16 protein-coding genes are annotated in these 24,420 nt (G+C 71.3%); all 16 read left to right on the top strand.

Going from position 1 to position 24,420, the window contains the following annotated elements; genetic code table 11:
• The first annotated feature begins 13 nt into the window (after positions 1-13).
• The 16 genes from VXC91_RS16170 to VXC91_RS16095 are packed head-to-tail and all read left to right on the top strand — an operon-like array spanning position 14 to position 24,402.
• Positions 14-742 carry a T4 family baseplate hub assembly chaperone gene (locus VXC91_RS16170; protein WP_329507968.1) on the top strand — a complete coding sequence of 243 codons (729 nt, stop codon included), beginning with the start codon at positions 14-16 and terminating at the stop codon, positions 740-742.
• On the top strand, positions 735-1,472 hold the full coding sequence (locus VXC91_RS16165; RefSeq protein WP_329507967.1) for a hypothetical protein: 738 nt from the start codon (positions 735-737) through the stop codon (positions 1,470-1,472). The genes VXC91_RS16170 and VXC91_RS16165 overlap by 8 nt, the downstream gene beginning before the upstream one ends.
• Before the next feature lie 48 nt (positions 1,473-1,520).
• The gene (locus VXC91_RS16160) at positions 1,521-2,378 is read left to right on the top strand and encodes a DUF4255 domain-containing protein (protein WP_329507966.1); all 858 of its coding nucleotides are present in this window, start codon (positions 1,521-1,523) and stop codon (positions 2,376-2,378) included.
• A 33-nt stretch (positions 2,379-2,411) separates the two neighbouring features.
• On the top strand, positions 2,412-4,352 hold the full coding sequence (locus VXC91_RS16155; protein ID WP_329507965.1) for an ATP-binding protein: 1,941 nt from the start codon (positions 2,412-2,414) through the stop codon (positions 4,350-4,352).
• Positions 4,343-4,627: a hypothetical protein gene (locus VXC91_RS16150; protein WP_329507964.1), complete on the top strand. Its 285-nt coding sequence runs from the start codon at positions 4,343-4,345 to the stop codon at positions 4,625-4,627. Before VXC91_RS16155 ends, VXC91_RS16150 begins: the two co-directional genes overlap by 10 nt.
• The gene (locus tag VXC91_RS16145) at positions 4,624-11,100 is read left to right on the top strand and encodes an eCIS core domain-containing protein (RefSeq protein ID WP_329507963.1); all 6,477 of its coding nucleotides are present in this window, start codon (positions 4,624-4,626) and stop codon (positions 11,098-11,100) included. The genes VXC91_RS16150 and VXC91_RS16145 overlap by 4 nt, the downstream gene beginning before the upstream one ends.
• A gap of 58 nt (positions 11,101-11,158) precedes the next feature.
• Entirely contained in the window at positions 11,159-11,686 is a 528-nt protein-coding gene (locus tag VXC91_RS16140) for an SUKH-4 family immunity protein (protein WP_329507962.1), read from the top strand.
• Between the two features lie 36 nt (positions 11,687-11,722).
• On the top strand, positions 11,723-12,409 hold the full coding sequence (locus tag VXC91_RS16135) for a hypothetical protein (RefSeq protein ID WP_329507961.1): 687 nt from the start codon (positions 11,723-11,725) through the stop codon (positions 12,407-12,409).
• A 10-nt stretch (positions 12,410-12,419) separates the two neighbouring features.
• On the top strand, positions 12,420-12,782 hold the full coding sequence (locus tag VXC91_RS16130; RefSeq protein WP_329507960.1) for a hypothetical protein: 363 nt from the start codon (positions 12,420-12,422) through the stop codon (positions 12,780-12,782).
• Positions 12,775-13,914, top strand: a complete 1,140-nt coding sequence (locus VXC91_RS16125; RefSeq protein ID WP_329507959.1) for a hypothetical protein — start codon at positions 12,775-12,777, stop codon at positions 13,912-13,914. Before VXC91_RS16130 ends, VXC91_RS16125 begins: the two co-directional genes overlap by 8 nt.
• Before the next feature lie 51 nt (positions 13,915-13,965).
• Positions 13,966-14,502, top strand: a complete 537-nt coding sequence (locus VXC91_RS16120) for a phage baseplate assembly protein V (RefSeq protein ID WP_329507958.1) — start codon at positions 13,966-13,968, stop codon at positions 14,500-14,502.
• A 22-nt stretch (positions 14,503-14,524) separates the two neighbouring features.
• The gene (locus VXC91_RS16115) at positions 14,525-14,860 is read left to right on the top strand and encodes a hypothetical protein (RefSeq protein ID WP_329507957.1); all 336 of its coding nucleotides are present in this window, start codon (positions 14,525-14,527) and stop codon (positions 14,858-14,860) included.
• Positions 14,857-15,243 (top strand): GPW/gp25 family protein, encoded by a 387-nt coding sequence (locus VXC91_RS16110; RefSeq protein ID WP_329507956.1) that lies wholly within the window; start codon positions 14,857-14,859, stop codon positions 15,241-15,243. Before VXC91_RS16115 ends, VXC91_RS16110 begins: the two co-directional genes overlap by 4 nt.
• The gene (locus VXC91_RS16105) at positions 15,240-18,377 is read left to right on the top strand and encodes a putative baseplate assembly protein (RefSeq protein ID WP_329507955.1); all 3,138 of its coding nucleotides are present in this window, start codon (positions 15,240-15,242) and stop codon (positions 18,375-18,377) included. Before VXC91_RS16110 ends, VXC91_RS16105 begins: the two co-directional genes overlap by 4 nt.
• Complete coding sequence (locus VXC91_RS16100; RefSeq protein ID WP_329507954.1) at positions 18,374-22,156, top strand: putative baseplate assembly protein; 3,783 nt, start codon at positions 18,374-18,376, stop codon at positions 22,154-22,156. The genes VXC91_RS16105 and VXC91_RS16100 overlap by 4 nt, the downstream gene beginning before the upstream one ends.
• Complete coding sequence (locus VXC91_RS16095) at positions 22,156-24,402, top strand: hypothetical protein (RefSeq protein ID WP_329507953.1); 2,247 nt, start codon at positions 22,156-22,158, stop codon at positions 24,400-24,402. The genes VXC91_RS16100 and VXC91_RS16095 overlap by 1 nt, the downstream gene beginning before the upstream one ends.
• The last annotated feature ends 18 nt before the right edge of the window (positions 24,403-24,420 follow it).

The following is a 24,420-nucleotide window of genomic DNA, read 5'->3' as shown; positions in this document are numbered from 1 at the left end:
TCCGGGGGAGGACATGGCGAATACCGCGGCGACCGCGCTGCTGGCCGCCTGGGAGGCGGGGCTCGGCGAGGCGCCCGTCGGGCGGGCGCTGCTGCTGCACCGCACGGCACGCCCGGACGTCGACGTCTCGCGGCTGCCCGCCCTTCCCGTGGGCGAGCGCGAGGCGGACCTGTTCGCACTGCGCCGGGCGCTGTTCGGCGAGCGGATGCAGGTGCGTCTGGAGTGCTCCTCGTGCGGCCAGGACATGGAGTTCGACCTGGACGCCGGGGAGCTCGCCGGGTCGCTGGCCGGGCCCGGCGAGTCGGTTGTACGGGTGCGGGAGGGCGGCTGGGACGTCGAGTTCAGGCTGCCTGGGGTCGCCGATCTGCAGGCCGCGGCCCGTTCGGCGGATCCGCGTGCAGCGCTGATCGCCCGGTGCCTGGTCTCGGCGGCTCGGGGCGGCACCGCCGTGGCCGCCTCGGAGCTGCCCGCCGCGGTGCAGCGCCGGATCGCCGAGGCCGTGGAGGCGGCCGACCCGGGGGCCGACCTGGCGCTCAGCGTCGCCTGCCCCGAGTGCGGCGCGGCCACCCGGGCCGAGCTGGACATCGCCTCCTACCTTTGGACCGAACTGGACGCCTGGGCACGGGACGTGCTGCTCGACGTCCATCTGCTCGCCACCGCCTACGGCTGGAGCGAGCCGGAGATCCTGGCGCTCAGCCCGACGCGGCGCCGCTACTACCTGGAGCTGTGTGCGGATGTCTGACTCCCCGGACGCGCCGGACCACCCGGCCCACGCGGACTTCTTCGACCGGCTGATCGCGCGGCACACCGCACCGCGATCGGCCGCGGTGCGGGTGCGTCCCCGGCTGCCCGGTCCGTTCGAGCGCATCGAGGCGGTACGGCCCCGTGCGGCGGAAGTGGACGAGGACGCGCTGCTGTGGCCCGCCACCACGCCGGCCGCGGTGCCGCCTGCGGACGTGCCGCGCCCGGCGGCCGTTCCGACGCGCACGCACACCGAACGGGAGCGGACCGTGGTACGCACGGAACGGGAACCGGCCGACCCGGCCCCGCGACCGTCCGCGTCGGTACGCGCCGAGGCGCACCTGCTGCGACCCGCGGCGCCTGTCGCTCCCGGGCCGCGACCGTTGCCCGATGCCGGGCGGCGCGCGGCGGGGCGGGGGCGTAGGGCGCAGCCGGAGACGTCACGGACCGCAGCCTCCGCACTCATCCCCCCGGGAGCGGAGGCCGCACCTCACGCCGTGTCGGCGGCGCTGCGCCCCAGCGCCGCCGACACGGCGGCAGCACGCGACGCCGTACGGCAGGCCGCGGCACGGCGAACCGCGCGGGGCGCCGAGCAAGTGGTGCAGGTGCAGATCGGACGGCTCGAAGTGACCGCGCAGCCCTCGGGCGGCGGGCGGCAGGGGGCGCCGGCGAAGCCGCGGGCCGGGGCGGCCTTGAGCCTCGCCGAGTATCTGGCGCGGGGGCGCGAGTGAACCACGGACAGGAATCAGCAGGCCGAGAGGAACCGAGGAACTGACGTCATGAGCAACGCACTTGCCATCGCCCATGTCACCCAGGCCCTCGCGCTGCTGATCGAGAACAACGTGGGGCCGGAGTTCGGCGAGGCCGTCAAGGTCGAGCCGCGCAAGCCGCCCGCCGACCCGCAGCTGGAGCAGCCGACGATTTCGGTGTTCCTCTACCAGGTCACGCCCAACACCTCGCAGCGCAACAATGACCTGCCGACCCGGGCCTCCGACGGCACCCTGGTCAAGCGGCCCGCCGCGGCGCTCGACCTGCACTATCTGATCAGCGCGTACGGCGACGAGAAGGAGCTGGTCGGGCAGCGGCTGATCGGCTCCGTGGTGCGCACGTTGCACGAGATCCCGGTGCTGCCCAAGGACGCCGTCGAACTCGCGGGGGAACGCCCTTACTTGACGGGCAGCAACCTTGCCGAGTCCGCGCAGCGCGTGCGGTTCACGCCGACGGTGATGGACGTCGACGAGACGTCGAAGCTGTGGGGGATGCTCTACCAGACGCCGTACACGCTGTCCGTGGTCTACCAGGCGACGCTCGTCTACATCGACGGACGTCAGACACCGGTGGCGGGGAAGCCGGTCGAACGGCCCGAGGTGAAGGTACTGCCGTTCGGGGCCCCGGGGGCGCCCGTCCCTCCGGGGGCTGAGCCGAAGGACGCCGACTCTTCAAGTGACGGTGCGTCCGAGGAAGTCGAGAAGGCGGAGCCGAAACCGCCCGCTCCGCACACGGCGAAGAAGGCGGCCAAGGCTCCGGCGAAAGCCGTGGCCAAAACCGCCGTCAAGTCCCCGGCGCGTGCCCGGAAGACGGCGCCCCGCACCAGCAGGCAGACCCCGCGGCAGGGCGACGACAGCACGGAGAAGTGAGGCGGCATGACGACGGCGGGGGCAGGTGAGGACATGGGGACGAACGAGCACGGGACGACACTGACCGCGGAGATCCAGCGTGTCCTGGCCCGGGTCGACGCGCACGCGGCGCGGTCCGCCGGGAAGGGCGACGCACCCGGTGCCGAGCTGGTCCCCGCCCAGGGCCCCGGCACCGCCCCCCTCGACGCCCTCGTGGCCTGCTTCGGCCTCACCGCCTTCGAGCGCGACCTCGTACTCCTCGCCGCCGCCCACGAGTTGGAGCCCACGGCCGCCGCCCGCTGCGCCGCCGCCTGCGGTGACCCCGAGCGGGCGTACCCCACCTTCTCCCTCGCGCTGGCCGCGCTGGCCGAGCCGCACTGGAGCGCGCTGACGCCCGTGGCGCCGCTCAGGCGCTGGCGCATCGCGGAACTCGACGACGAGACCCGGCTGACGACCTCCCGGCTGCGGCTGGACGAGCGCATCCTGCACTTCCTGCTCGGCTCGCCCTACCTGGACGCCCGGCTGCACGGCCAGCTGCGCCGCACCCCAGCACCGGACACGCTGCCGCCCTCCTACGACCTTGCCGCGAGCCGGCTCGCGGAGGGCTGGACGGAGGACGTCCGCAGCCCCGACGCACCGATGCTGGTCGAGGTGACCGGCGGCGACCTGCGCAGCCGGGCCGACATCGCCGCCGCCGCGGCCGCCCGCTGCGGCCTCGGCCTGTACGCGATGAGCGCCGAGGACGTGCCGACCGACCCCGCCGAACGCGACCGGCTGGCCCGGCTGTGGCAGCGCGAGGCGATTCTGCTGCCCGCCGCGCTGCTGGTGGAGGCCGGCGATCTCGACCGCGACCAGCGGGCCGCGACCGAGGCGTTCCTGTCCGGGGCCGCCGTACCCGTCGTCGTGTCCGGCGAGGACCCGTTGAGCAGCGGGCGCCCGCACGGCGTCCGCGTGCCCGTGCCGAAACTCGACGACGAGGAGCAACTGGCGCTCTGGTCCCAGGCGTTCGAGGAGGTCACCGACCTCGGTGACACCGAACTCCGCTCCCTGGTGGCGCAGTTCCAGCTGCCCCCGCACGTCGTACGGTCCGCCGCCGCCACCGTGCGCCGACGGCTGCCCCACGAGGACGAGCTGGACCCCGCGGAACTCGCCTGGCGGGCAGGTCTGGACGAGGCCCGGATCGGCATGGACGAACTGGGCCGCCGTATCGAGCCGCAGGCCGGATGGGACGACCTCGTCCTGCACGAGCGGCAGACGGCCGTGCTGCGGGAGATCGTCGCGCACGTGCGGCAGCGGGCGACCGTCCACCAGGAGTGGGGCTTCGCCGCGACCCTGCGCCGCGGCCTCGGCGTCACCGCGATGTTCGCGGGCGGCTCCGGCACCGGCAAGACACTGGCCGCCGAGGTCATGGCGAAGGAGCTCGACCTCGACCTGTTCGTCATCGACCTCTCGCAGGTCGTCAGCAAGTACATCGGCGAGACCGAGAAGAACCTGCGCCGGGTCTTCGACGCCGCCGAACGCGGCGGCGCGCTGCTGCTGTTCGACGAGGCCGACGCACTGTTCGGCAAGCGCAGCGAGGTCAAGGACAGCCACGACCGGTACGCCAACCTGGAGGTCAGCTATCTGCTGATGCGCATGGAGGCCTACCGCGGCCTCGCCATCCTCACCACCAACATGAAACAGGCCCTCGACACCGCCTTCCTGCGCCGTATCCGCTTCGTCGTCGACTTCCCCTTCCCGGCCGAGTACGAGCGCGCCGAGATCTGGCGGCGCGTGCTGCCGCCGCAGGCCCCGGTGAAGGACATCGACCCCGCACTCCTCGCCCGGCTCACCGTGGCCGGCGGCTCCATCCGCAACATCGCCCTGTCCGGGGCGTTCCTCGCCGCCGAGGAGGGCGACCGGCTGCAGATGCGGCACATGCTCGCGGCCGCCCGCACCGAGTACCTCAAGCTGGAGCGCTCGCTGACCCCCGCGGAGGTGCGTGGATGGGTGTGAGCAGGCAGCCCTCGGCGATCCGCGTGGAGATCGGCGAACTCGTCCTCGACGGTTTCAGGGCGGACCCGGAGCGCGTCTCCGCCGAGTTCGAGCGCGAACTGGCCCGTCTGGTACGGCTGCACGGCGTGCCCGTGGCGGCGAACGGCGCCCTGAGCGTCGACGCGCTGAGCGGTCTCGCGACACTGCCTGCCGGCCTGTCCGCGCGCCGCCTGGGCCAGGAGCTGGCCCGCGCGGTGCACGAAGGGCTCAGCGGTCACGGGGAGGTGTCCCTATGAGCACCCAGTTCCAGCAGGCGAGTGCGGATCAGGCCGCCGAACAGCGCCGGCGCAAGCGCAAGGAGCGTGCGGCCAAGTCCCGCGCCCCCGAGCCCAAAAACATCGTCAGCGGCGCCGGCCAGCCCCTCGACCCCGGCATCCGCCGGGACCTGGAGGAACAACTCGGCCACGACCTCAGCCGAGTACGCCTCCACACCGGCCGCGACGCCGGCCACCTGACCGAACTCCTCGGCGCCGACGCCGTCGCCGTCGGCCAGGACATCCTCTTCCGCGAGGGCGCCTTCAAACCGGGCACCGACGAGGGGCGCCGTCTCCTCGCCCACGAACTGCTGCACACGGTGCAGAACCCGCATGGGCTGGGGGCGTTGCGGGCGGGGCGCGAGCCGGGCGCGGTGAGTCTGCCGCAGCAGGCGATCGAACAGGAGGCTGAGTCGGCGGCCCGGGAGCTCGTACGGCACGGGCGGGACGAGTCCGCCCCGGAGGTGGAGGAGGGTCAGGCCACTCCGGGCTGGCTGCGCTACGCCACCGTGGACGCCGACCGGATGCGCGCCGAGGCCGTCGACCCGGCGACCCTCGTGGACCGGCTCGCGGGCAACGTGCTGCGCTCTCTGCGCGGGGATCCGACCGACGCCTCCGGCCGCGTACGGCTCCAGCTGGCCCGAATGTCCGAGGAGTTGGAGGACGCGGTCGTCGAGCGCCTGGAGAACCGGCTGCTCACCCCTGAGTACGACCAGCTCCTGGAGATCGCCGACCAGGCCCGTCTCGGCCCCGTCGAACTCCAGCCCGCCGACGCTCCGTTGCCGGAGATCGACCTCTTCGCAGAGCTCGGCGTCGAACGCATCCAGTGGAAGAAGAAGCAGGAATCCGACCGCAGCTCCGCCGACCAGCGCTCCGCCGACGCCCGTGAAGAGCAGCGGGATGCCAAGACGCGCGACGCCAAGAGCAGCAGCGACCGCAGCCGGGCCCGTGCGGACGCCGCCACCGAGGACCAGGACGCCGCTCAGCGCACGGAGCAGGAGGACGAGCGCAACGCTTCCCGACAGCGGGCCAAGGAGGAGCAGCAGCAGGAGGACGAGCAGGCTGCCGGCGACCGCGAGCGTACCGACCAGGCCGGCGACGAACGAGCCCAGGGACAGCAAGAGGGCACCGAACAGGCCAAGGAAGAGCGCAAGGAACAGCGCGAGCGGGAGGAGGCCGACCCGCAGCAGGCCGCCGCGCCCGGCGCCGACAAGCGCAAGCGGCAGGACGACCAGACGCAGCCGGCTGCCGGGTCGAAGCTCGAGGAGCCGGATCCGAAGCAGAAGGCCCAGCCCGGCCCTGTGCGCCCGGAAAAGGTCGACGAACGGGCCGAGCGGCCCGACTCCGCGTTGTCCGAGCACGGGCTCAACGAGAAGGACGAGGACGGCGGCGCCGAGACCGAGCCGCGCGAGGAGGAGCGGCCGCTCGGCCTCGAAGCGGGCGCCGACCAGGAGGTCGCGGCCGGAGAGGACGAGGGCGCCCAGGCGCCGGGCGAGAAGGACGAGCCCGCGCTCAAGCCCGAGGACTACCTGCCCGAGGCCGACCTCGACCTGTCCGGCGTACCCACCGCGGACAAACTCGGGCCGGGTACCGCCGAACCGTCGCTGAGTTCCTTCCCCACTCCGCCGCCGACGAAGGCGGAGAAGACCGAGCAGGAGCGGGAGAAGAACGAACAGGAGCAGGACGAGGACGGGGCCGGACCAGAGGCGAAGGCACCCGGTCAGGACGAGGGGCCCGTCGAGGGCGAGGCTGCGCAGCCCGAGAACGGACCCGTCGCGCAGTCCCATGACCGAGGCACCAAAGACCTCCAGGAGACCGACAAGCCGCTGGACCAGGAGGTCGGCCCGGATCTCGCGACCCAGGACAAGGAGCGTCCCGAGCCGGAGACCGAGAAGCCCGACCCGGAGCAGCAGCAGGAGAGGGAGCAGACTAAGGCCGACTCCGGTTCGGACTCGGCGGACGGTGACGACGAGCGGCCGGACGCCAAGGACGAGCAGGAGGAGAAGGACCAGCAGAGGGAGCGTGCGGCCACCGAGACCCGTCCGACCGCTTTGTCCCCGGCGACTGCGGGACCCACGCCCTCCGTGGCGAGTCCGGTCGCGGCCGCCGTGTCCCGGCCGGCCGGCGCACAGACCCCCAAGACACCTGTCGAGGACCGCGATCCCTCGCCCGCCGCTCGCCGCGGTGCCGAACCGCCCCGCTCCGAGCGCGAGGCGCCCCAGGCCAAGAGCCAGGTGCCCAAAGAGACCGGTCCCGGCGCCGCACCGCGCGGACCGGTCGGCGCGGCCGAGAAGACCGGACCTGCGGTGGCCGCGGGTCCGGGTGGCGCGCCGTCCGTCGCACAGGCGGCGGTGAGCCCGGCCGCAGAGCAGACCGACGGGCCCGGCCAGACCGCGGCGACCGACGCTCCCCGGCCGGAGGCCTCCCTGGAGAAGGACGGCGGTGGCTGCGCGCCGCCCGCGCCCGCGCCCGAGAAGGACGAGGACGGGCAGGGCAGTTGCGGAGGGGGCGGCGAGGCCGCGCCCGAGCAGAAGCAGGAGGAACCGCCAGACGTCTCGGGGCAGGACCCCAAGGCGGCCGTACAGACCGTGAGCAAGTTGGCGCCCGACCAGGCGGCCGCCGCCATGCCGGGGGTCGACAAGGCCGCGGACAAGAAGATCGCCGACGAGCAGAAGCGGCTCGACGCGGCCCCGCCGACACGGGAACGTCCTTCGGGTGCGCCGCAGACGCGTTCCGCGCCGCCCGAGGCCGCACCCGCGGCCGCTCGGGTCACCGGCAAGGTGGAGCGGGTCGGCCCGGAGGACCAGGGCGAGAAGCAGAAGGCCAAGGGCGGCGACAAGGCCGAGGGCCAGCAGCCCGCCTCGGACGTGCCTCCGCCGCCGCATCCTGCCGTGCCCGACAAGGGACTCAGCGAGGCCGAGGCCAAGAACGTCGAGGCGGCGGCCGACGCGGTCCCGACCACCGACCCCGCACTCGAGAACAAGACCGTCGGCCCGGCGCCCAAGATCCGCCTCGAGGGCGCCAGCGACCCGACCCGCACGGACGACCAGGCCAAGGCGCTCAAGGACAAGCAGTCCGACCTGCAGACGACCGGGCGCGAGGACGCGGCCAAGCCGATGGGCGAGGACCAGGTCTTCCCCGACGCGCCCCGGGAGCAGCTCACCGGCAAGGCCTCCGGTGGTTCCGGGGGCGGCAAGGGTGGCGCGCTCGAGGCGACGCCCGCGCCGAAGGCCGGCGTCGGGGCCGTCGCCAAGCAGGAGAAGGGCACCGAGATCACCGGTGCCGCGGGCAAGGCGCAGGGCGACCTCGGTGCCAAGGAGAAGGAGCACCAGCAGAGCGAGCAGCAGGCCAAGCAGGACAAGCAGAACGAGATCGACCGCGAGGTCGAGCGCAACACCGCGCAGCAGACCGCCGAGCGCGGCAGGGTCGCCGACGAGACGCACAAGCAGCGCGAGGACTGGCGGGCCGAGCAGGACAAGAAGGTCGAGGACGCCGACAAGCAGTCCGGCGACGAGCACGACAAGAAGAACAAGGAGATCGTCAAGGCGCGCGACGACAAGGACAAGGAGATCGGCGCGCGCAAGGACAAGGACAACGCCCAGATCGACACCGAGCGCGAGAACGCCGAGAAGGAGGCCAAGAAGAAGAAGGAGGAGAAGAAGAAGCCCTCCGGAGGCCTGCTCGGCTGGATCGCCGACAAGGTCGCCGACTTCTTCAAGGGCCTGCTTGCAGCGGTCACCGCGGTCTTCGACGCCGCCCGCAAGGCGGTCAACGGGATCATCGACCAGTTCAAGGAGTGGGCCAACCAGGCCATCGACTTCGTCCGCGATCTCGCCATCAAGGCGATCAACGCGCTGGCGGATGTCCTGATCGCCATCGGGGACACGCTCCTCGCCGCATTCCCCGAACTGCGAGATCGCTTCCGCAAGGCCATCGAGGGTCTGCGGGACGCGGCCATCGCGACGGTCAACAAGCTGGCGGACGGCCTGAAGAAGGCCGTCAACACGCTCCTGGACGCGCTGGCAGCCGGCCTGAACAAACTGCTCGACGTCCTGGAGGCGGGCGTCAAGGCGGTCATCAAGGCCTACCAGGCCGTCATCGAGGGCGCGATCAAGTTCGCGCAGGCGGCCATCGAGGCGCTGGGGAAGTTCGCGGCACTGGTCGCCGACATCGCGCCGGACCCGGGCGGCTGGATCTCCAAGGCGGGCAGTTCTGCGAAGACCGGCATCACCGACCACCTCTGGGGCGCCATCAAGGTGGCGGTCAAGCAGTGGTTCGACACCAAGGTCGAGGGCATCCTCGGCCTCGGCAAGGCGGTCATCGACGTCCTGGTCAAGGGCTGCGTATCAATCAAACAGATCGGCAAGATGGCGTGGGACGCGATCATCGCGTCCTTGCCGATGATGATCGCGACCTTGGTCATAGAGAAGGTCGTCTCGATGATCGTCCCGGCAGCCGGGGCGATCCTGACGATCATCCAGGGCCTGATGGCGGCCTGGTCGACCGTCAGCTCGATCCTGTCAGCGTTCGGGAAGTTCTGGGCGTACCTGAAGGCGGTGAAGGCTGGACCGGCGGCGTGCCTCTTTGCGGAGGCGGTCGCGGCAGGCGTCGTTGCCCTCCTCGACTTCATCACCAACTTCCTCCTCCAGAAGCTGTCTTCAGCGACCAAGGGCGTCGGCAAGCGCGTCAAGGGCATGGCCCAGAAGATCATGGACGGCCTGAAGAAGGTGGGGGGCGGAGCGAAGAAGGCGGCGGGGGCGGCGGTGAACTCGGCGCGGGGGGCAATGAGGAAGGCCAGGCAGGCGTTGTCCCGGGAGGGCACGAAGCCGAGGCCGAAGGGCAAGCCGTCACCGGAAGAGAAGTCCCCGGTGAAGCCGAAGGACCACGCGACGCCTAAGGGGCCGGCGAAGAAGCCTGACGGGGCGGAGACAAAGCCGAAGGACAGGGCTGAGGGGCCGGCGAAGGACAGAACATCGGATCGGGATCCGTCAAAGGACAGGACGCCCGACAAGGAGCAGGGGCCGTCCAAGGACCGAACCCCGGACAAGGAACAGGATCCCGCCAAGGAACAGACCCCAGACTCCACTCCGAAGAAGAAGCAGAAGGAGATCGAGGGTCCCAAGCCGACCAAGGCAAAGGAGCACAAGTCCCCCGTCGGCAAGGCCCTCGCGAAGGCCAAGGGCGCGGTCAAGTCGGCGCTGAAGAAGGTCGGCAACGCGGCCAAGGCCCTCGGCCGGAAGCTGAAGAAGTCGAAGCTCGGCAAGGTCCTCAAGAACGGCGCGTCGAAGTTGCGGAACTTCTTCAAGCGGAAGAAGGACCGGCTTCGGGACGACAAGAAGCGGCGACAGGAACAGAAGAGGCGGAAACAGGACCAGCGGAAGAAGGACGAGAAGTCCAAGGAATCGAAGGAGGCACGTCTGGCAAAGATCGTGGCACGCATCAAGCCTCGCCTGGACAGAATTCTCCGGCGCGGGACGAAAGAGCCCGTCATGCGAGCCACATTGAGCGGCCTGCGCATCTGGTACCGCCTGAGCCAGCTGAACCTGGAAGGTTCCTCCAAGTACGCGATCAACGCCCTGCTCAACCCGCGACGGCAGGTGAGCGAGGCCGACCGGCAGCGCGTACAACTGGTCCTGGACGGCGAAGATTCCGAAGTCCTGAAGGAAATGCAGAAGAGGGTGGGCATCAGGGAGTTCGATGACTGGTTCCTGCTTCAGGGTGACGAATCGGACACGGAGTTCGCCAAGGGTTTCCAGAAGCTGTACCAGGAGTTGAAGCGCGCGATCGAAGCGGAGAACAGGATCAAGGGCGCCCGTGAGGCGAACCTCGCCGAGGTGGAGCTCCAGGAAATGATCGCCAAGATGCCCAACGACCTGCAGGACATCAAGACCAGCGAATGGGCCAAGGGTAAGACCGACAAACTGATCGAAGCGCTCGCCAAGACTGTTGGTACTGGCCGGGAGCAGGTAAAGCGCAAGAAGTCCAGAGGAATTGGTGACTCCCGTCCGTTGCCGGGACAGCAGGACCGCGCCACCATTCCCATCGAGTTCGAACAGGTAATGGACAAGATTGACTTCGTTGTCAAGGTAGTCGAGCTCAAGCGGTGGGAATCTGAGGACCAAGAGGAACTCTCACCCTTCAGGGGCGAGAAGGTCGACGGTACCGGCAGGCGAAGCGGCACGGTTCAGGATTCGTATCGCGATGCCCTCGCGACTTACATCATGGACAAATTCAAGAGCGACCCGGATCTCGCCGAAGCCGCCAGGCAGTATGCGATGAATAAGCAGGCGGACCATCTTCGTGAGCTTCAGGGGGCTGGCGAAGACCATCCGGAGACCATGAGGCAACTGCACAACAACACCAACTCGAAGGTTGGCCGCCAAATCCGAACCGGGATGCAAAAGTTGGAAGTTGGTCGACTGGTAAAGTTCGTCATCAAGGGATGGTGGAAGTAGCACGACGAATCATCTCGCTTCATTACGAGCAAGTAGACACCACACCGGCGAGGAAATAATGGCAACTCAGCAGCAGCTCATCGACCTCTTTGGGGCGGGCAATATCACCTGCCTCGACGTCTCGGACCGCGAGGTTTTCAAATCGGCGGGAATTGAGGCGGCAGAGCTCTTTGACGTCGGTCTGCCCGACCGGCTTACCGGGATGTTCTCGGCGGAGGTCGTTTCCGACCCGGAGACCTTCGATGGTGTTTCCGCTAGCATCGGCGGTACGCAGGTCACGCTTGTGACGCTGGGGGCACCGCACAGCGATTCCGATCTCCGTTACTACCTGAACCCGTTGGACGGGCAGATCCTGCTCGCACGCCTGGTCGCTGAGAACGTCGAGATCGAGGTCGTCAACGAGTCGCTCGGAAACTTCATCGAATTCCTGTATCGCATCGGGAGGTACAAGGCCTTCAGTAAGGCAGCGGACGACAGTCAGCAAGCCGATTACAAGGATCTACTCACCGCGTATCTCACCACCCTTGACCCCGGCTCTCTGAAGGAGTCGGACAACTGGTGGTCCATGGTGATCCGGCAGCTCTGAATCCATGCACACCACCGACAGCGGCAGAGGCGAACCGTGACCCGCTATGCAGACATACCCAAACCCATCCGCTCCGGAATAGTCGTCGTCGCCCCCGACACCGGCACCCCCCAGCGCATCATTGTGCTCCAGTTCAATCCGGACACCCTGGAGCGCAGCATCGCGCCGCAGTCCGCCGGGGACGGTGGTGACGGAGCCGGCGGAGGTGCCGGGAACGGGGATCGGAACGAGGCCCTCCGCCTCAAGGGTCCCGCCCAGGAGACCTGGAAGTTCACCGCTGAGATCGACGCCACCGACCAGTTCGAGGTCGCTGCGCCCGACGGGATCCATCCGCAGCTCGCCACGCTCGAGATGCTCGTGCAGCCGACCACCGCTCAGCTGCGGGCCGCGACACAGCTGTCGCAGAAGGGCACCATCGAGATCAGCCCGATCGAGATGCCGCTGACGCTGTTCACCTGGGGCAGCAAGCGGGTGATGCCCGTGCGGCTCACCGAGTTGTCCGTCAACGAGTCCGCCTTCGACGTGAATCTGAATCCGATACGGGCCTCGCTCTCCATCGGCATGAAGATCCTGACTGTCAGCGACCTGCCCGCCGGGCACCGCGGTGCCGATCTCTACATGGCGCACCTCGCGCAGAAGGAGCGGCTCGCCGCCGCCGCGCGCGGTGGGAGCCTGGGCGTCCTCGGGCTCGGTGGCACCGACCTCGTGACCGGAAGGGGCTGAGCAGCACACCATGGCCGACATCGAGCCGTACGAGAGCGCCCTCGACGCCATACCGGGCGCCCACCCCTACCCCCGCACCAGCCGCTACCACGACGCCGAGATCGGTGTCCACCGGCTCGCCGACGGGACCGAAGTCCGTTATTCCAAGCGCCGGTTGCTGCCGCCGCTCGACGAGGACACCCAGCCGCACACCGTGGGCGCCGGCGAGCGGCCGGATCTGCTCGCGCAGCGGTTCTTCGGCGACCCCGGTCAGTGGTGGCGGATCGCCGACGCCAACCCCGCACTCGACCCGCGGGAGTTGACGGACGAGGCCGGGCGCGTCATCGGGATTCCGCTCGCCGGCGGCCTTCCGCGTGGAGACCGGCGTGTCTGAGCTCCCCGTCGGGCAGGGCCCCGTCCACGTCACCCTTCTCATGGGGCCGACTCTCGCCCGCCCGGTCCCCGTCGAGGTCGCCGAGGCGCTGCTGTCCGCCCAGATCACCGCCACCGCTGGTGAACGCAGCGGTTTCCAGCTCGCGTTCGACCTGACCAAGAACGGGCTGATCAACCAGCGCCTGCTGCCGGAGGGGTTCTTCGATCCCAAGACCCGTCTCATCGTCACCGTCAGCGTCCGCGGCACGCCCGAGGTGTTGTTCGACGGTCTGATCGTCCGCCAGGAGGTCGGCGCCAGCAACCAGCCCGGCCACTCCACCCTCACCGTCACCGGCGAGGATCTGACGCTGCTCATGGACCTGGAGGAGCGCACCGCCCCGTACCCGAACCTCCCGCCCTCCCAGCGCGTCCTCGCCATCCTGCGCCGCTACTCCGACTACGGCATCCGACCCGACGTCTATACCGAGAAGATCGCCCAGCCCCCGCATCAGGATCTGCGGGTGCACTACCAGACCGGGACCGATCTGCAGTACGTCACCGAGCTCGCCCGGGCCAACGGCTACACCTTCTACCTGGAGCCCGGGCCCAACCCCGGTCAGTCCTCGGCTCGTTGGGGACCTGAAGTACGCCTCGGCATCCGCCAGCACGCCCTCAACGTCAACATGGACGCCAACTCGACTGTCGACCAGCTGACGTTCGCGTACGACGGCACCGCCCGCGAAGAGCCCCAGGCCCGGTGGCAGGACCCCGGCACGCGGCTGGCCACGCTGCTTCCGCAGCCGCCGATCAGCCCGCTGCGCCCACCACTCGGCAGGCGGCCCACCCCGGCCCTGAAGCGCAAGACGCTCTCGGGCACAGCCAAGCAGCAACGCGAGCAGGCCGAGGCCGAGTTGCTCGCGCGTGCGGCCGTGTCCGCAGACGTCGTCTCGGGTTCAGGCTCGCTGGACGTCAACCGGCACGGCTATCTCCTCCAGCCGCGCCAGCTTGTCGGCGTGCGCGGCTCCGGACGGGCGTACGACGGCGACTACTACGTCAAGTCCGTCACGCACAACCTGCGCCCCGGCTCCTTCCAGCAGAACTTCACCCTTTCCCGGGAGGGCCTCGAAGCGCGCAGCGACCACGTCCGGCCCTGATGGGGACACGAACCACGACGCGAACCACCCACCAACCAGGAGCAGTTCAGCATGGCGGCACCCAGCAATCGCTACCTCGGCAAGTTCCGCGGCCGGGTGGTGGACAACAACGACCCGCTGCGCATCGGCCGGATCACGGCCGAGGTCCCGGACGTGCTCGGCGACGAACCGTCCACCTGGGCCCTGCCCTGCCTGCCTTTCACAGGCCAGGAGGCGGGCCAGTTCGTGGTGCCACCGCCCGGCTCCGGTGTATGGGTGGAGTTCGAGCAGGGGGACCCGAGCTTCCCCGTCTGGACCGGGTGCTGGTACGGCGCCGCCGACGAACTCCCGCCGGACGCCCGCCGCGAGCTCCAGGCGAACGCGACCAGCAAGCCGGTCGTCGTCCAGACCCCGCAGGCGCACAAGATCGTCATGAACGACACGGCCGGCGCCGAGCAGGGCATCCTGCTTCAGGCCCAGGGCGGCGCCTACATCCGCATCACCAAGGAAGCCGTGGTCATCGCCACCGGCGGGGGTGCCGAGATCGTCCTGCGGGGGCGTGAAGTGACCATCAACGAGGGCCAGTTGACGGTTCTCTCGAAGCGATAGAAGACGGGGGACGGAAGAAGAGATGCCCGGGAGTCTGCTCGACGCGGCGGCCGTGATCGGCTGCCCGCACGGCGGTCGTGTCACGCCCGCCACCACACCCTCCGGCGGAGCGCTCAGCCAGGGCGCCGCCGTCGCCACGGCCGCGCACAGCTATGTCGTCACCGGCTGCCCGCACACCGTCGCCGGTGTGCCCTCGCCGTGCGTCCTCGTGCGCTGGACCGCCGACGGCAGCGGCGTCCTGGTCGACGGCGCGCCGGTACTGCTCGACACCTCCGCCGCCCAGTGCTTCAGCGCGGCCTTCGTCCCGCAGGGGCCGCCTCTCGTCCAGGCCGCGCAGCGAAAGGTCACCGTCCGATGAGGCCGCTCAGCCAGAGAACGCGTACCGACATCGCCTTCCCCTTCCACGCCGACCGCAGGCGCCGAACCGCGCACGCATGCCCCGCCGAGCACGTCCACGACCTCATCGAGCAACTGCTGTTCACCAGCCCGGGTGAGCGGGTGATGCGCCCCGACTTCGGCTGCGGACTGCTCGACCTGGTCTTCGCGCCCAACAGCCCCGAACTGCTCAGCACCCTCGAGCTGTCCGTCCAGGCCGCGCTCCAGCGCTGGCTCGGCGATCTCGTCGAGGTCGTCGCCCTCGACATCGACGGCGGCGACGACGTTGTACGTGTGCATCTGTCGTACGCCGTCCGGGCCACCGGCACGGTACGCGAGGACGTCTTCGAGGGGAGGGCGGCATGAGCACGGGAACCACCCGCCGGGCCAAGGTACGGGCCGCCCAGCTCAACGGCGTCGACGCCGTCGAGGTCAGCGACGACGGGCTGCTCCTGACCGTGACCTTCCTCGGCAAGGCACCGCACGGCCTGGGCCCCGAGAACGTCCGCGTCGACGGCGGCCGGCGGATCACCGGCATCACCGCGGTCGGCGCGAGCGTCGAACGCGAGGAGGACCCGGAGTTGGACGACCGGCTCTACGTCACCCTCGACCGGGCCGGCGACAGCTCCCGCTACCGCCTCTCACTGGTGGAGACCGACCCGTACGGCCGGCCGGGCGCCGAGCCGTTCCGGGGCTTCGACCAGCGTTACCACAGCGCGTACTTCAGCTTCCGGCCCGACTGTCCCACGCCCTTCGACTGCAGGACCGACGGCGCGGAAACCCCGGTCTTCCCGTCCGCGCCCGTCATCGACTACACGGCCCGCGACTACGACACCATCCGCAAGCTCCTCCTTGACCGGCTGGCACTCACCACCCCGGACTGGAGCGAGCGCAACGCCGCCGACCTCGGTGTGACCCTGGTGGAACTGCTCGCCCACACCGGCGACCAGATCAGCTACCAGCAGGACGCGGTCGCCACGGAGGCCTACCTCGACACCGCGCGACGCCGTGTCTCCGTCCGACGGCACGTCCGCCTGATCGACTATGCGATGCACGACGGCTGCAACGCCCGCGCGTACGTCACCGTCGAGACCGCGAGCGACCACACGCTCTCGCCCGGGACGTACCGCTTCGCCGCAGTCGACATGCGCACCCTCGACCCGCACGACCGTCCCGAGCCAGGCACCGTCCTCGACGAGAACGACCTCGGCGACCTCGGCGAGCGTGGCACGGTGGAGGTCTTCGAACCCGTGGTCGCCGCCGAACCGCTGGAGCTGAGGGTCGCCCACAACGCGATCCGGCTGTGGACCTGGGGCGGTGAGGTGTGCGCCCTGCCGAAGGGGGCCACCGCCGCCACCCTGCGCGACGCCTGGGTGGACCCGGAGACCTGCCGGGAGCGTCAACTCGCTCTGAGGCCGGGCGATGTGCTGGTTCTCGAGGAGGTCAGGGGACCACGCACCGGCACCCCCGGCGACGCCGACCCCGCCCACCGCCAGGCCGTCCGGCTGACCTCGGTCACGCCCGGCCTGGACCGGATCGAGGACCAGCCGGTCCTGGAGATCACCTGGGCCGCCGAGGACGCCCTGCGCTTCCCCCTCTGCCTCACCACACGCGGCGGCCGCGACTGCCTGCCCGTCGAGAACGTTGCCCTGGCCCGCGGTAACACGGTCCTCGTCGACCACGGCAGCTCGGGCTCTGCCGAGACGGTCACCGTGCCGCCGGTGCCGGCCGTCGTCGCGTCCTGCGATCCTTCCCCAGCCTCCGGCCGGGGGTACGCCCATCTCGCTTCGCTCGCCTTCGGCTGCGCGGACCGTACGGAGGGCAACGCGCCCGCACGGCTCATCAACTCCCTCACGGACCGGGCAGAGCGCGGTGAGGCGCTGAGCCCCGACGACGTCCGTGAACTGTTCGAGGTCGTGGGGGAGCGGGCCACCCTGCGCGCGGGACTCGGTCTGGAGCGCGCCGGGCAGCGGCACGAACACGTGGTGCCCGGTACGGCGTACGCCCAGGCCGCGGCGCTGCGCACGCTGCTCGCGCAGTCCGTCTACCCGGGCATCGTGCCCCGTTTCCGTCCCGTGCTCCACCGCGCTCCCGTCGCACAGGCGGTCCCCTTCCCCGACCCCGGCACGGTCGCCGCCGGACAGGCCGAGCGGATCGCCGCCGTCCCGGGCCAGGTCCGGCAACGGCTCGTCGACCTGTGGCGCAGCGCCCGCGACCGCGACGGACTCGGCCAGGATGAGATCGCCGAACTCGCCGTGATCTACGGTCTGAAGACACTGGAGCGGCTGGAACTCCAACGGCATCCCGTGCGCGCCCTGCGGGAACTCCTCCACCGCAGTGACGAGTTGCTCGGCACCAAGCTGCGGCGCGTCGAGGTCCTCACGGCACGGGCCCGCGCGGGCACGGTCCTCGACGGGCACATCGCCTGGGAGATCGCCCACAGCTGGGGCCCGGCGTATGCGGCGGGACTGCACCCCGACGAAGCGGTGCTGCGCGGCGCCGCGGCCGCCGCCCTCGCCCAGGACCCGCGCCGCGCCCTGCCCGCCGTACGCGCGTACGACGGCGACACCGTCTGGGAGCCGCGCCGCGACCTGCTGGACAGCGGCCCCCGCGACCGGCACTTCGTCGGTGAACTGGAGGACGACGGCCGACTCGCCCTGCGCTTCGGCGACGGCCGGCACGGCGCGAAACCGGCGCCCGGGACGCGGCTCGCGATCCGCTACCGGCTCGGCGGCGGCCCGGCGGGCAACGTCGGCGCCGAGGCCATCAACCACCTGATCATGGCAGCCGGTTGCGAGACCACGGCCGCCACCGTCCGCAATCCGCAGCCCGCCACCGGCGGCACCGAGCCCGAACCCATCGAGCAGGTACGTCAGTTGGCCCCGCTCGATCTGCGCCGCACACGGCTGCGCGCCGTCACCGCCGAGGACTACGCGGCCCTCGCCTTAGCCCTCCCCGGGGTGCAGCGCGCCGCCGCCGACCTGCGCTGGACCGGCAGTGGCCAGGAGGCGCACATCGCCGTCGACGCGTACGGCACCGGGGACCCGAGCGAGGAGCTGCTCGCCTCGGTGGCGCAGGCCCTCGAGACGTACCGGCGCATCGGACACGACCTGGTCGTCGGCCCCGCCCGCCTGGTGCCGCTGGACATCGCACTCACCGTCTGCGCCCGCCCCGGCCACCAGCACGGGCAGATCCTTGCCGAGCTGCACCGCGTGCTCGGCAGTGGGCGCCTGCCCGGCGGACGGCTGGGCTTCTTCCACCCGGACGCGTTGACCTTCGGCGAACCGGTCCGGCTCAGCCGCCTGGTCGCCGTTGCCGCCGCCGTGCCCGGCGTGGAGAGCGTGCAGGTCACCCGGTTGCGGCGGCTGTTCGAGCAGGATCGAGGAGAGAGGGAGGACGGCGTGCTGCGGCTCGGCCCGCTGGAGATCGCCACCTGCGACAACGACCCGGACCGGCCGGATAACGGGCGGCTCGCGATATCCCTGGGAGGTGCGCGATGAGCCAGGCGTGCTCCTGCGGCGGCGCGTGCGGCGGCCACGACGAACGCCTCGCCCCAGCCCCGCTCCACAACCCACCCGGCCGCACCGCGCTCGACTACCGCATGGGCGCGTACGGCTCCTTCCTCGCCGCCCTCCTCGACCGGCTGGCCTCACCCGCGTACCCGGCGCTCGACCGGCTGACCGTCCGCACTCCCGACGACCCGGCGATCGGCCTGCTGGATGCCACCGCCGTCCTCGGTGACCTGCTCACCTTCCATTCCGAGCGGATCGCCGACGAGGCGTACATCCGCACGGCGAACGAGCACCGTTCGCTGGTGCTGCTCGGGCGGCTCGTCGGACACCGGCCCCGACCGGGCGTGGCGGCCGGCACCCATCTCGCGTACACCCTGGAACGCGATCCGCGCGCCGAGGCGGCGCCGGTGCTCGTCCCGCGCGGCGCGCGCAGCCACAGCGTGCCCGCCTCCGCCGACGAGCAGTCCCTGGCCTTCGAGACCACCCGGGACCTCACCGCCCGCTGGGACTGGAACGAGCTGAAGGTGCGGCGTCGCCGGCCCTCCCTCGTGACGCCCGAGGACCTCGACCGCCGCTCCGCCTTCTTCGTCGAGGGCACGGCGAACTCCGTCCGGACCGGGGACCAGCTCCTGTTCGTCTTCGGTGAACAGGCGGGCGGGGAACGGAAGCTGCTGTCCGTCGCGGGGGTGCGGATCGACCGTGAGGACGAGATCACCGCGATCTCCCTGCCCAGGTCGGCCCCGCCCACGCTGAAGGAACTCGTCGACGAGGTACGGCGCTGGACGGCCGAGCCCGCGACCCCGGGCGAGCCTGGCGACGAGCCCCCGACCCCCGAGGTCCCGGGCCCGCGCCCGGTCAGCCGCCTGATCGAGGACTTCGATGACCAGGTGCTGGCCCCCCTGCGGACCGACCTGGACGGCATCAGGACCCCGGAGCGTCTCGCGGCCCGGCTGGTCGAGCCGGTGGCTCGTCTGAACGAGGCCCAGGTGCTGGCCGAGCCGTACGAGGACGTGTCGGCATGGTTCGAGCAGCTCGAGGCGGAGCTCTCAGAACTGGCCGAGCATGCATTGGAGTTGGCACCTGCGCAACCTGTGGCGCCGACCGGAGCAGCCGAGCAGGAGGGTACGCAGCCGCTGCATGCCGCCGTACGGGATGAAGCCCCGGACCCCCGCCGGGCAGCCCTCCAGGCCCTGACCGGCGTCCTCCCGGCCCTGCGCACCGCCACCCCCGCACCCGCCCCTGGGACGGGGAGCGGCACCCGGAGCCCCGGCACCGACACCGCGCGCCTTCTCTCGGCGCTCAACCCCGGTCTCGGCGGCGGCCTCTACCCCGCCTGGCGCACCGCCGCCGCGCCCGGCGCGCCCCAGCTCCTGCGTGAACTCCTCGCCATGCGCGTCACTGCGGCACCCTTCGGCGCCACCGCCCCCCTCAAGCCGGTCCAGGACGGCCAGGGCCGCGTCATCCGCACCGCCGACTGGCCGCTGACCGGCGCCGTTCTGGCGACCATGCGCGTCGTGTACGACCCGACTGGCAAGGTCCCGGTCCGGGCGGAGTTCCAGTACGTCGAGGGCAGCGGTTCCGACCAGCGCGCCGAGAACCTGCCGGTGACCCAGCAAGTCACCTTCACCCTCGGTCCCGGACAGGTCGACCTGTCCACACGCTCCGGCCAGGACCGCGACCTGAACTGGCTCAGCCGGCGCCCGGCCGACTCCCAGGAACCGGGTGTCACCGCCCGGCTCCGCACCGGCCTGCCCGAGCGCACTTTGTTCGTGTCCCCCCCGGACGACGACGGAACGGTCCATGTGGGCGTCGACAACGGCACGGCCCACGAGGAGCTCCTGCGGCCGGGCGCGAGCGCGCGGTTCACGCACGGCGAGTACGAGGTGACCCTCAAGTACACGGTGGGCAGCACCGAACCCAACGTCGAGATCGTCATCGCGAGCAAGCCGGAACCGCTCAACCGCCGCGTGCTGCAACTCGACACCGTGCACGACGGCATCACCGTCGGCAGCTGGGTGGCCATCCAGCGCCCCGGCAAGGGAACCGGCGTCCCCGGAGACGCGAAGCTGGCCTTCGTCACCACCCAGGTCGTGGCCGCGCGCACGGCGGCGTACTCCAACTACGGCATCACCGGCCGCGGCACCGAACTCACCCTCGCCGGCCCGTGGCTGGACGAGTTCGACGTCCTGCTCTCCCACGTCCGCGACACCACCGTGCACGCGGCGGGCGATCCGCTGCGCCCGGCGGACGAGCCGCTCGGCGACGAGGTCCACGGCCACGAGATCGAACTCGCCGAGCTGTACGACGGGTTGCGCCCCGGACGCACACTCATCGTCACGGGCGAGCGCACGGATGTCCCCGGCGCCGCAGGCGTCACCGCCACCGAGGTGGTCACGATCGCCGCCGCCGACCCGGCCGTCGATCCGCAACTGCCGGGCGACCGTGTGCACACCCGGCTCACCCTCACCACCGGCCTCGTGCACCGCTACCGCCGCGCGAGCGTGCGCGTCCTCGGCAACGTCGTCGAGGCCACACATGGCGAGAGCCGCGAGGAGGCCATCGGCAGCGGGGAATCCGATCGCGTCAACCAGACCTTCGCGCTGTGGCAGTCCCCGCTCACCTGGCTCGCCGACGACACCCCGCTCGGCGCCACCCCCGTCCTGGAGATCCGGGTCGACGGTCTCCTGTGGCACAAGGTCGACAGTCTTGCCGGGCGCACCCCGACCGAGCGCGTCTACATCACCGGCACCACCGCCGACGGCCGCACCACCGTGACGTTCGGCGACGGCGTCCACGGCGCACGCCTGCCCAGCGGCCACGAGAACGTCCGCGCCCGCTACCGGTTCGGCACCGGCAAGGCCGCCAACGTGCCCGCCGACCGCGTCACCCAGCCCCTCACCCGCCCGCTGGGCGTCACCGCGGTCACCAACCCGCGGCCCGCCACCGGCGGCGCGGACGCGGACGGCCCCGGTCTCACCCGTCGTACGATCCCGCTCGCGGTCTCCGCACTGGACCGGCTCGTCTCCGAGCCGGACTACGAGGACTTCGCCCGCTCCCGCGCCGGTATCGGCCGGGCAGCCGCACGGGAACTCTTCGACGGCCGACGGCGCGTGCTGCACGTGACCGTCGCCGGGACCGACGACGTGCCCCTCGGCGAGGAGAGCCTCCGGCCGCTCAGGGCGGCGCTCACCGAGTACGGCGACCCGAACCTCCCAGTCCGGGTGGACGCGCGCGAACTGGTCCTGCTGCTCCTCGCCGCCAAGGTGAAGATGGCCCCCGATCACGCGTGGGAGATCGTCGAACCCCGGCTGCGCCAGGCGTTGCTGCAACGACTCGGCTACGAGGGACGGGAGCTGGGCCGGCCCGCCCGGCTCTCCGAGGTGCTGGCCACCGCCCACGCCGTGCCGGGCGTCGACCACGTGGACGTCGACGTCTTCACCGGAGTGCCCGCCTCGGCGACCCCGGACCAGCTCACCGCGCTGCTCACCGACCCCGGCGCCCCACGCGTGTCCGTACCGGCGCACCCGGCGGCGTACGAGGAGAGGAGCCACATGGTCCGCGACGCGGACGGTGAGACGCTCTCGTCGGTGTGCGCCCGGTACGGCGTCCCACTCGCCGAGCTCCTGCGCCTCAACCCCGACATCACCGACACCCGGCCCCTGGTGAAGGGCCGGACGGTGTTCGTCTTCCGTGGCATCCGCCCCGCACAGTTCGCGCTGCTGTCGGCCAAAGCCACGGACACCCTGATTCTGACGGAGGTCAAGTGATGGCCGCGAAGTCGACGGATGTCGAGTTGGAGACACCGGCCACGGTGGCGCCCCGGGATCCGGACGGGCTCGCCGCGCTGCTGCCCCGCTGGCACCTGCTGCGCGACGCCGAGGAGGGAGAGCCGCTGCGCGCCCTGCTCGCCGTGATCGCCGAGCAGCTCGACCGGGTCCGCGACGGCGTCCAGCAGGGCTACGAGGACCTGTTCGTGGAGACCGCCGCGCCCTGGGTGCTGCCCTATCTCGGCGACCTGGTCGGCTACCGCACCCTGCCGGGGTACGAACACGTGCTCACCACCGGTCTGCACACCGGCGGCCGGGAGGCGCTCGCCGAGGCGATCGCACCGCGCCGCGACGTGGCCGCCACCGTCGCCCACCGCCGCCGCAAGGGCACCCTCCACCTCTTGGAGGAGCTCGCCGAGCAGGTGGCCGAGTGGCCGGCCCGCGCCGTCGAACTGTCCCGGCACGTCGCCCACACCCAGCCGGTGAAGCTGTACGGCACCGGCCGGCGCGGCCGGCGCGGACGCCTCGTCGACCTCCGGGACGGAGGCGAACTCGCCGTCGCAGGCGGCCCCTTCGGAAGCACGGCCCGCACGGTCGACGTGCGACGGGCCGACGCCGCGCGCAAACAAGGCGGTTGGACACCCGCCGGAGTGGGCCTGTTCGTCTGGCGGCTCAAGCCCCACTCCCTCACCTCGTCGCCGGCCTACTGCATCGACCGCGCCCGCAACCTGTACACCTTCTCCATCCTCGGCAACGACACCCCGCTGGTCACCAAGCCGGTCCCGGAGCCGTCGCCCGCGTTCCCTCACTCTCGACTTCGTTCGAGCGGGGGGACCCCCACCGCCGCCGTGGACAACGTCCCGGGGTTCATCACCCGCCGACTGCTGCACGACCGGCTCGCCGACTACTACGGTCCAGGCAAGAGTCTCGTCGTCCGCCGCGACGGTGAGGACCAGCCGGTGCCGCTCGCGGACATCGTGGTCGCCGACCTGTCCGACTGGCGCTACCGGCCCAGGCGCGGGCAGATCGCCCTCGACCCGGAGCTGGGGCGGATCGCGTTCGGCTCCCGCTCCGCTCCCCGGCAGGGCGTCTGGGTGGACTATCACCACGCCTTCGGCGCCGACATGGGCGGCGGCGAGTACGAGCGCGACCGCGAGCCGCGCCCGGACGCCGACTTCTACCGTGTCGGTCCGGAGCAGCCGTACCGACGGATCATGGACGCCTACCGCGCCTGGCAGGAGGCGCGCCACCCGGACCGTACCGGCATCATCGAGATCACCCACAGCGGCGCCTACCAGGAACAGCTGGACTTCGACCTCGGCCCCGGCGACCGCCTGGAACTCCGGGCGGCCGAGGGCACCCGGCCGGTGATCCGGCTGCTCGACTGGTACAGCAACCGGCCCGACGCGCTCAACATCCGAGCGGTGGACGAGGACTGCGCGCCGCACGAGCGGCCACGCCTCGTCCTCGACGGGCTCCTCGTCGCCGGACGCGGCATCAACGTCACCGGACCGATGGGCGCCGTCGTTGTCCGGCACAGCACGCTGGTGCCGGGCTGGTCCCTGGAGCCCGAGTGCGAGCCGCACTCGCCCGACGAGCCCAGCATCGTCCTCGAACGCACCACCGCCTGCCTCCAGATCGAACACAGCATCCTCGGCACCATCGAGGTCATCGGCGACGAGGTGAGCGAGGACCCCCTCGACATCCACCTCCGCGACAGCGTCCTGGACGCCACCGGTGACGACCGCGAGGCGCTCTCCGCCCCCGACTGCCGGCACGCCCACGCCGTGCTGCACGTGCATCGCAGCACCGTCATCGGCGAGGTGCACACGCACGCGGTGGAGATCGCCGAGAACTCGGTGTTCACCGGGAGGCTCCATGTGGCTCGGCGCGGCATCGGCTGCCTGCGGTACTCGTACGTCCCGCCCGGCTCCCGCACCCCGCGCCGCCACCGTTGCCAACCCGACCTCGCCGGACCCGGACAGGCGGGCCGCGTGCGGCCGTTGTTCACCTCCCAGCGCTACGGGACGCCTTGGTATGGGCAGTTGGCTGACCTCCCCCACTCTCGACTTCGCTCGAGCGGGGGGACCCCCATCGCCGAGGAGATCCGGCGCGGCGCCGACGACGGCGCCGAACTCGGTGCCTTCCACGACCTGTACCGGCCGCAGCGCGAGGACGCCCTGCGGGCCCGGCTCGCCGAGTACACGCCCGCGGGCACGGACGCCGGGATCTTCTTCGTGACGTGAGCAGTGCCGCCCACACCC

The organism is Streptomyces chiangmaiensis (assembly GCF_036281785.1).
GTDB lineage: Bacteria > Actinomycetota > Actinomycetes > Streptomycetales > Streptomycetaceae > Streptomyces > Streptomyces chiangmaiensis.
This window is presented reverse-complemented; position numbering and strand designations above follow the sequence as displayed.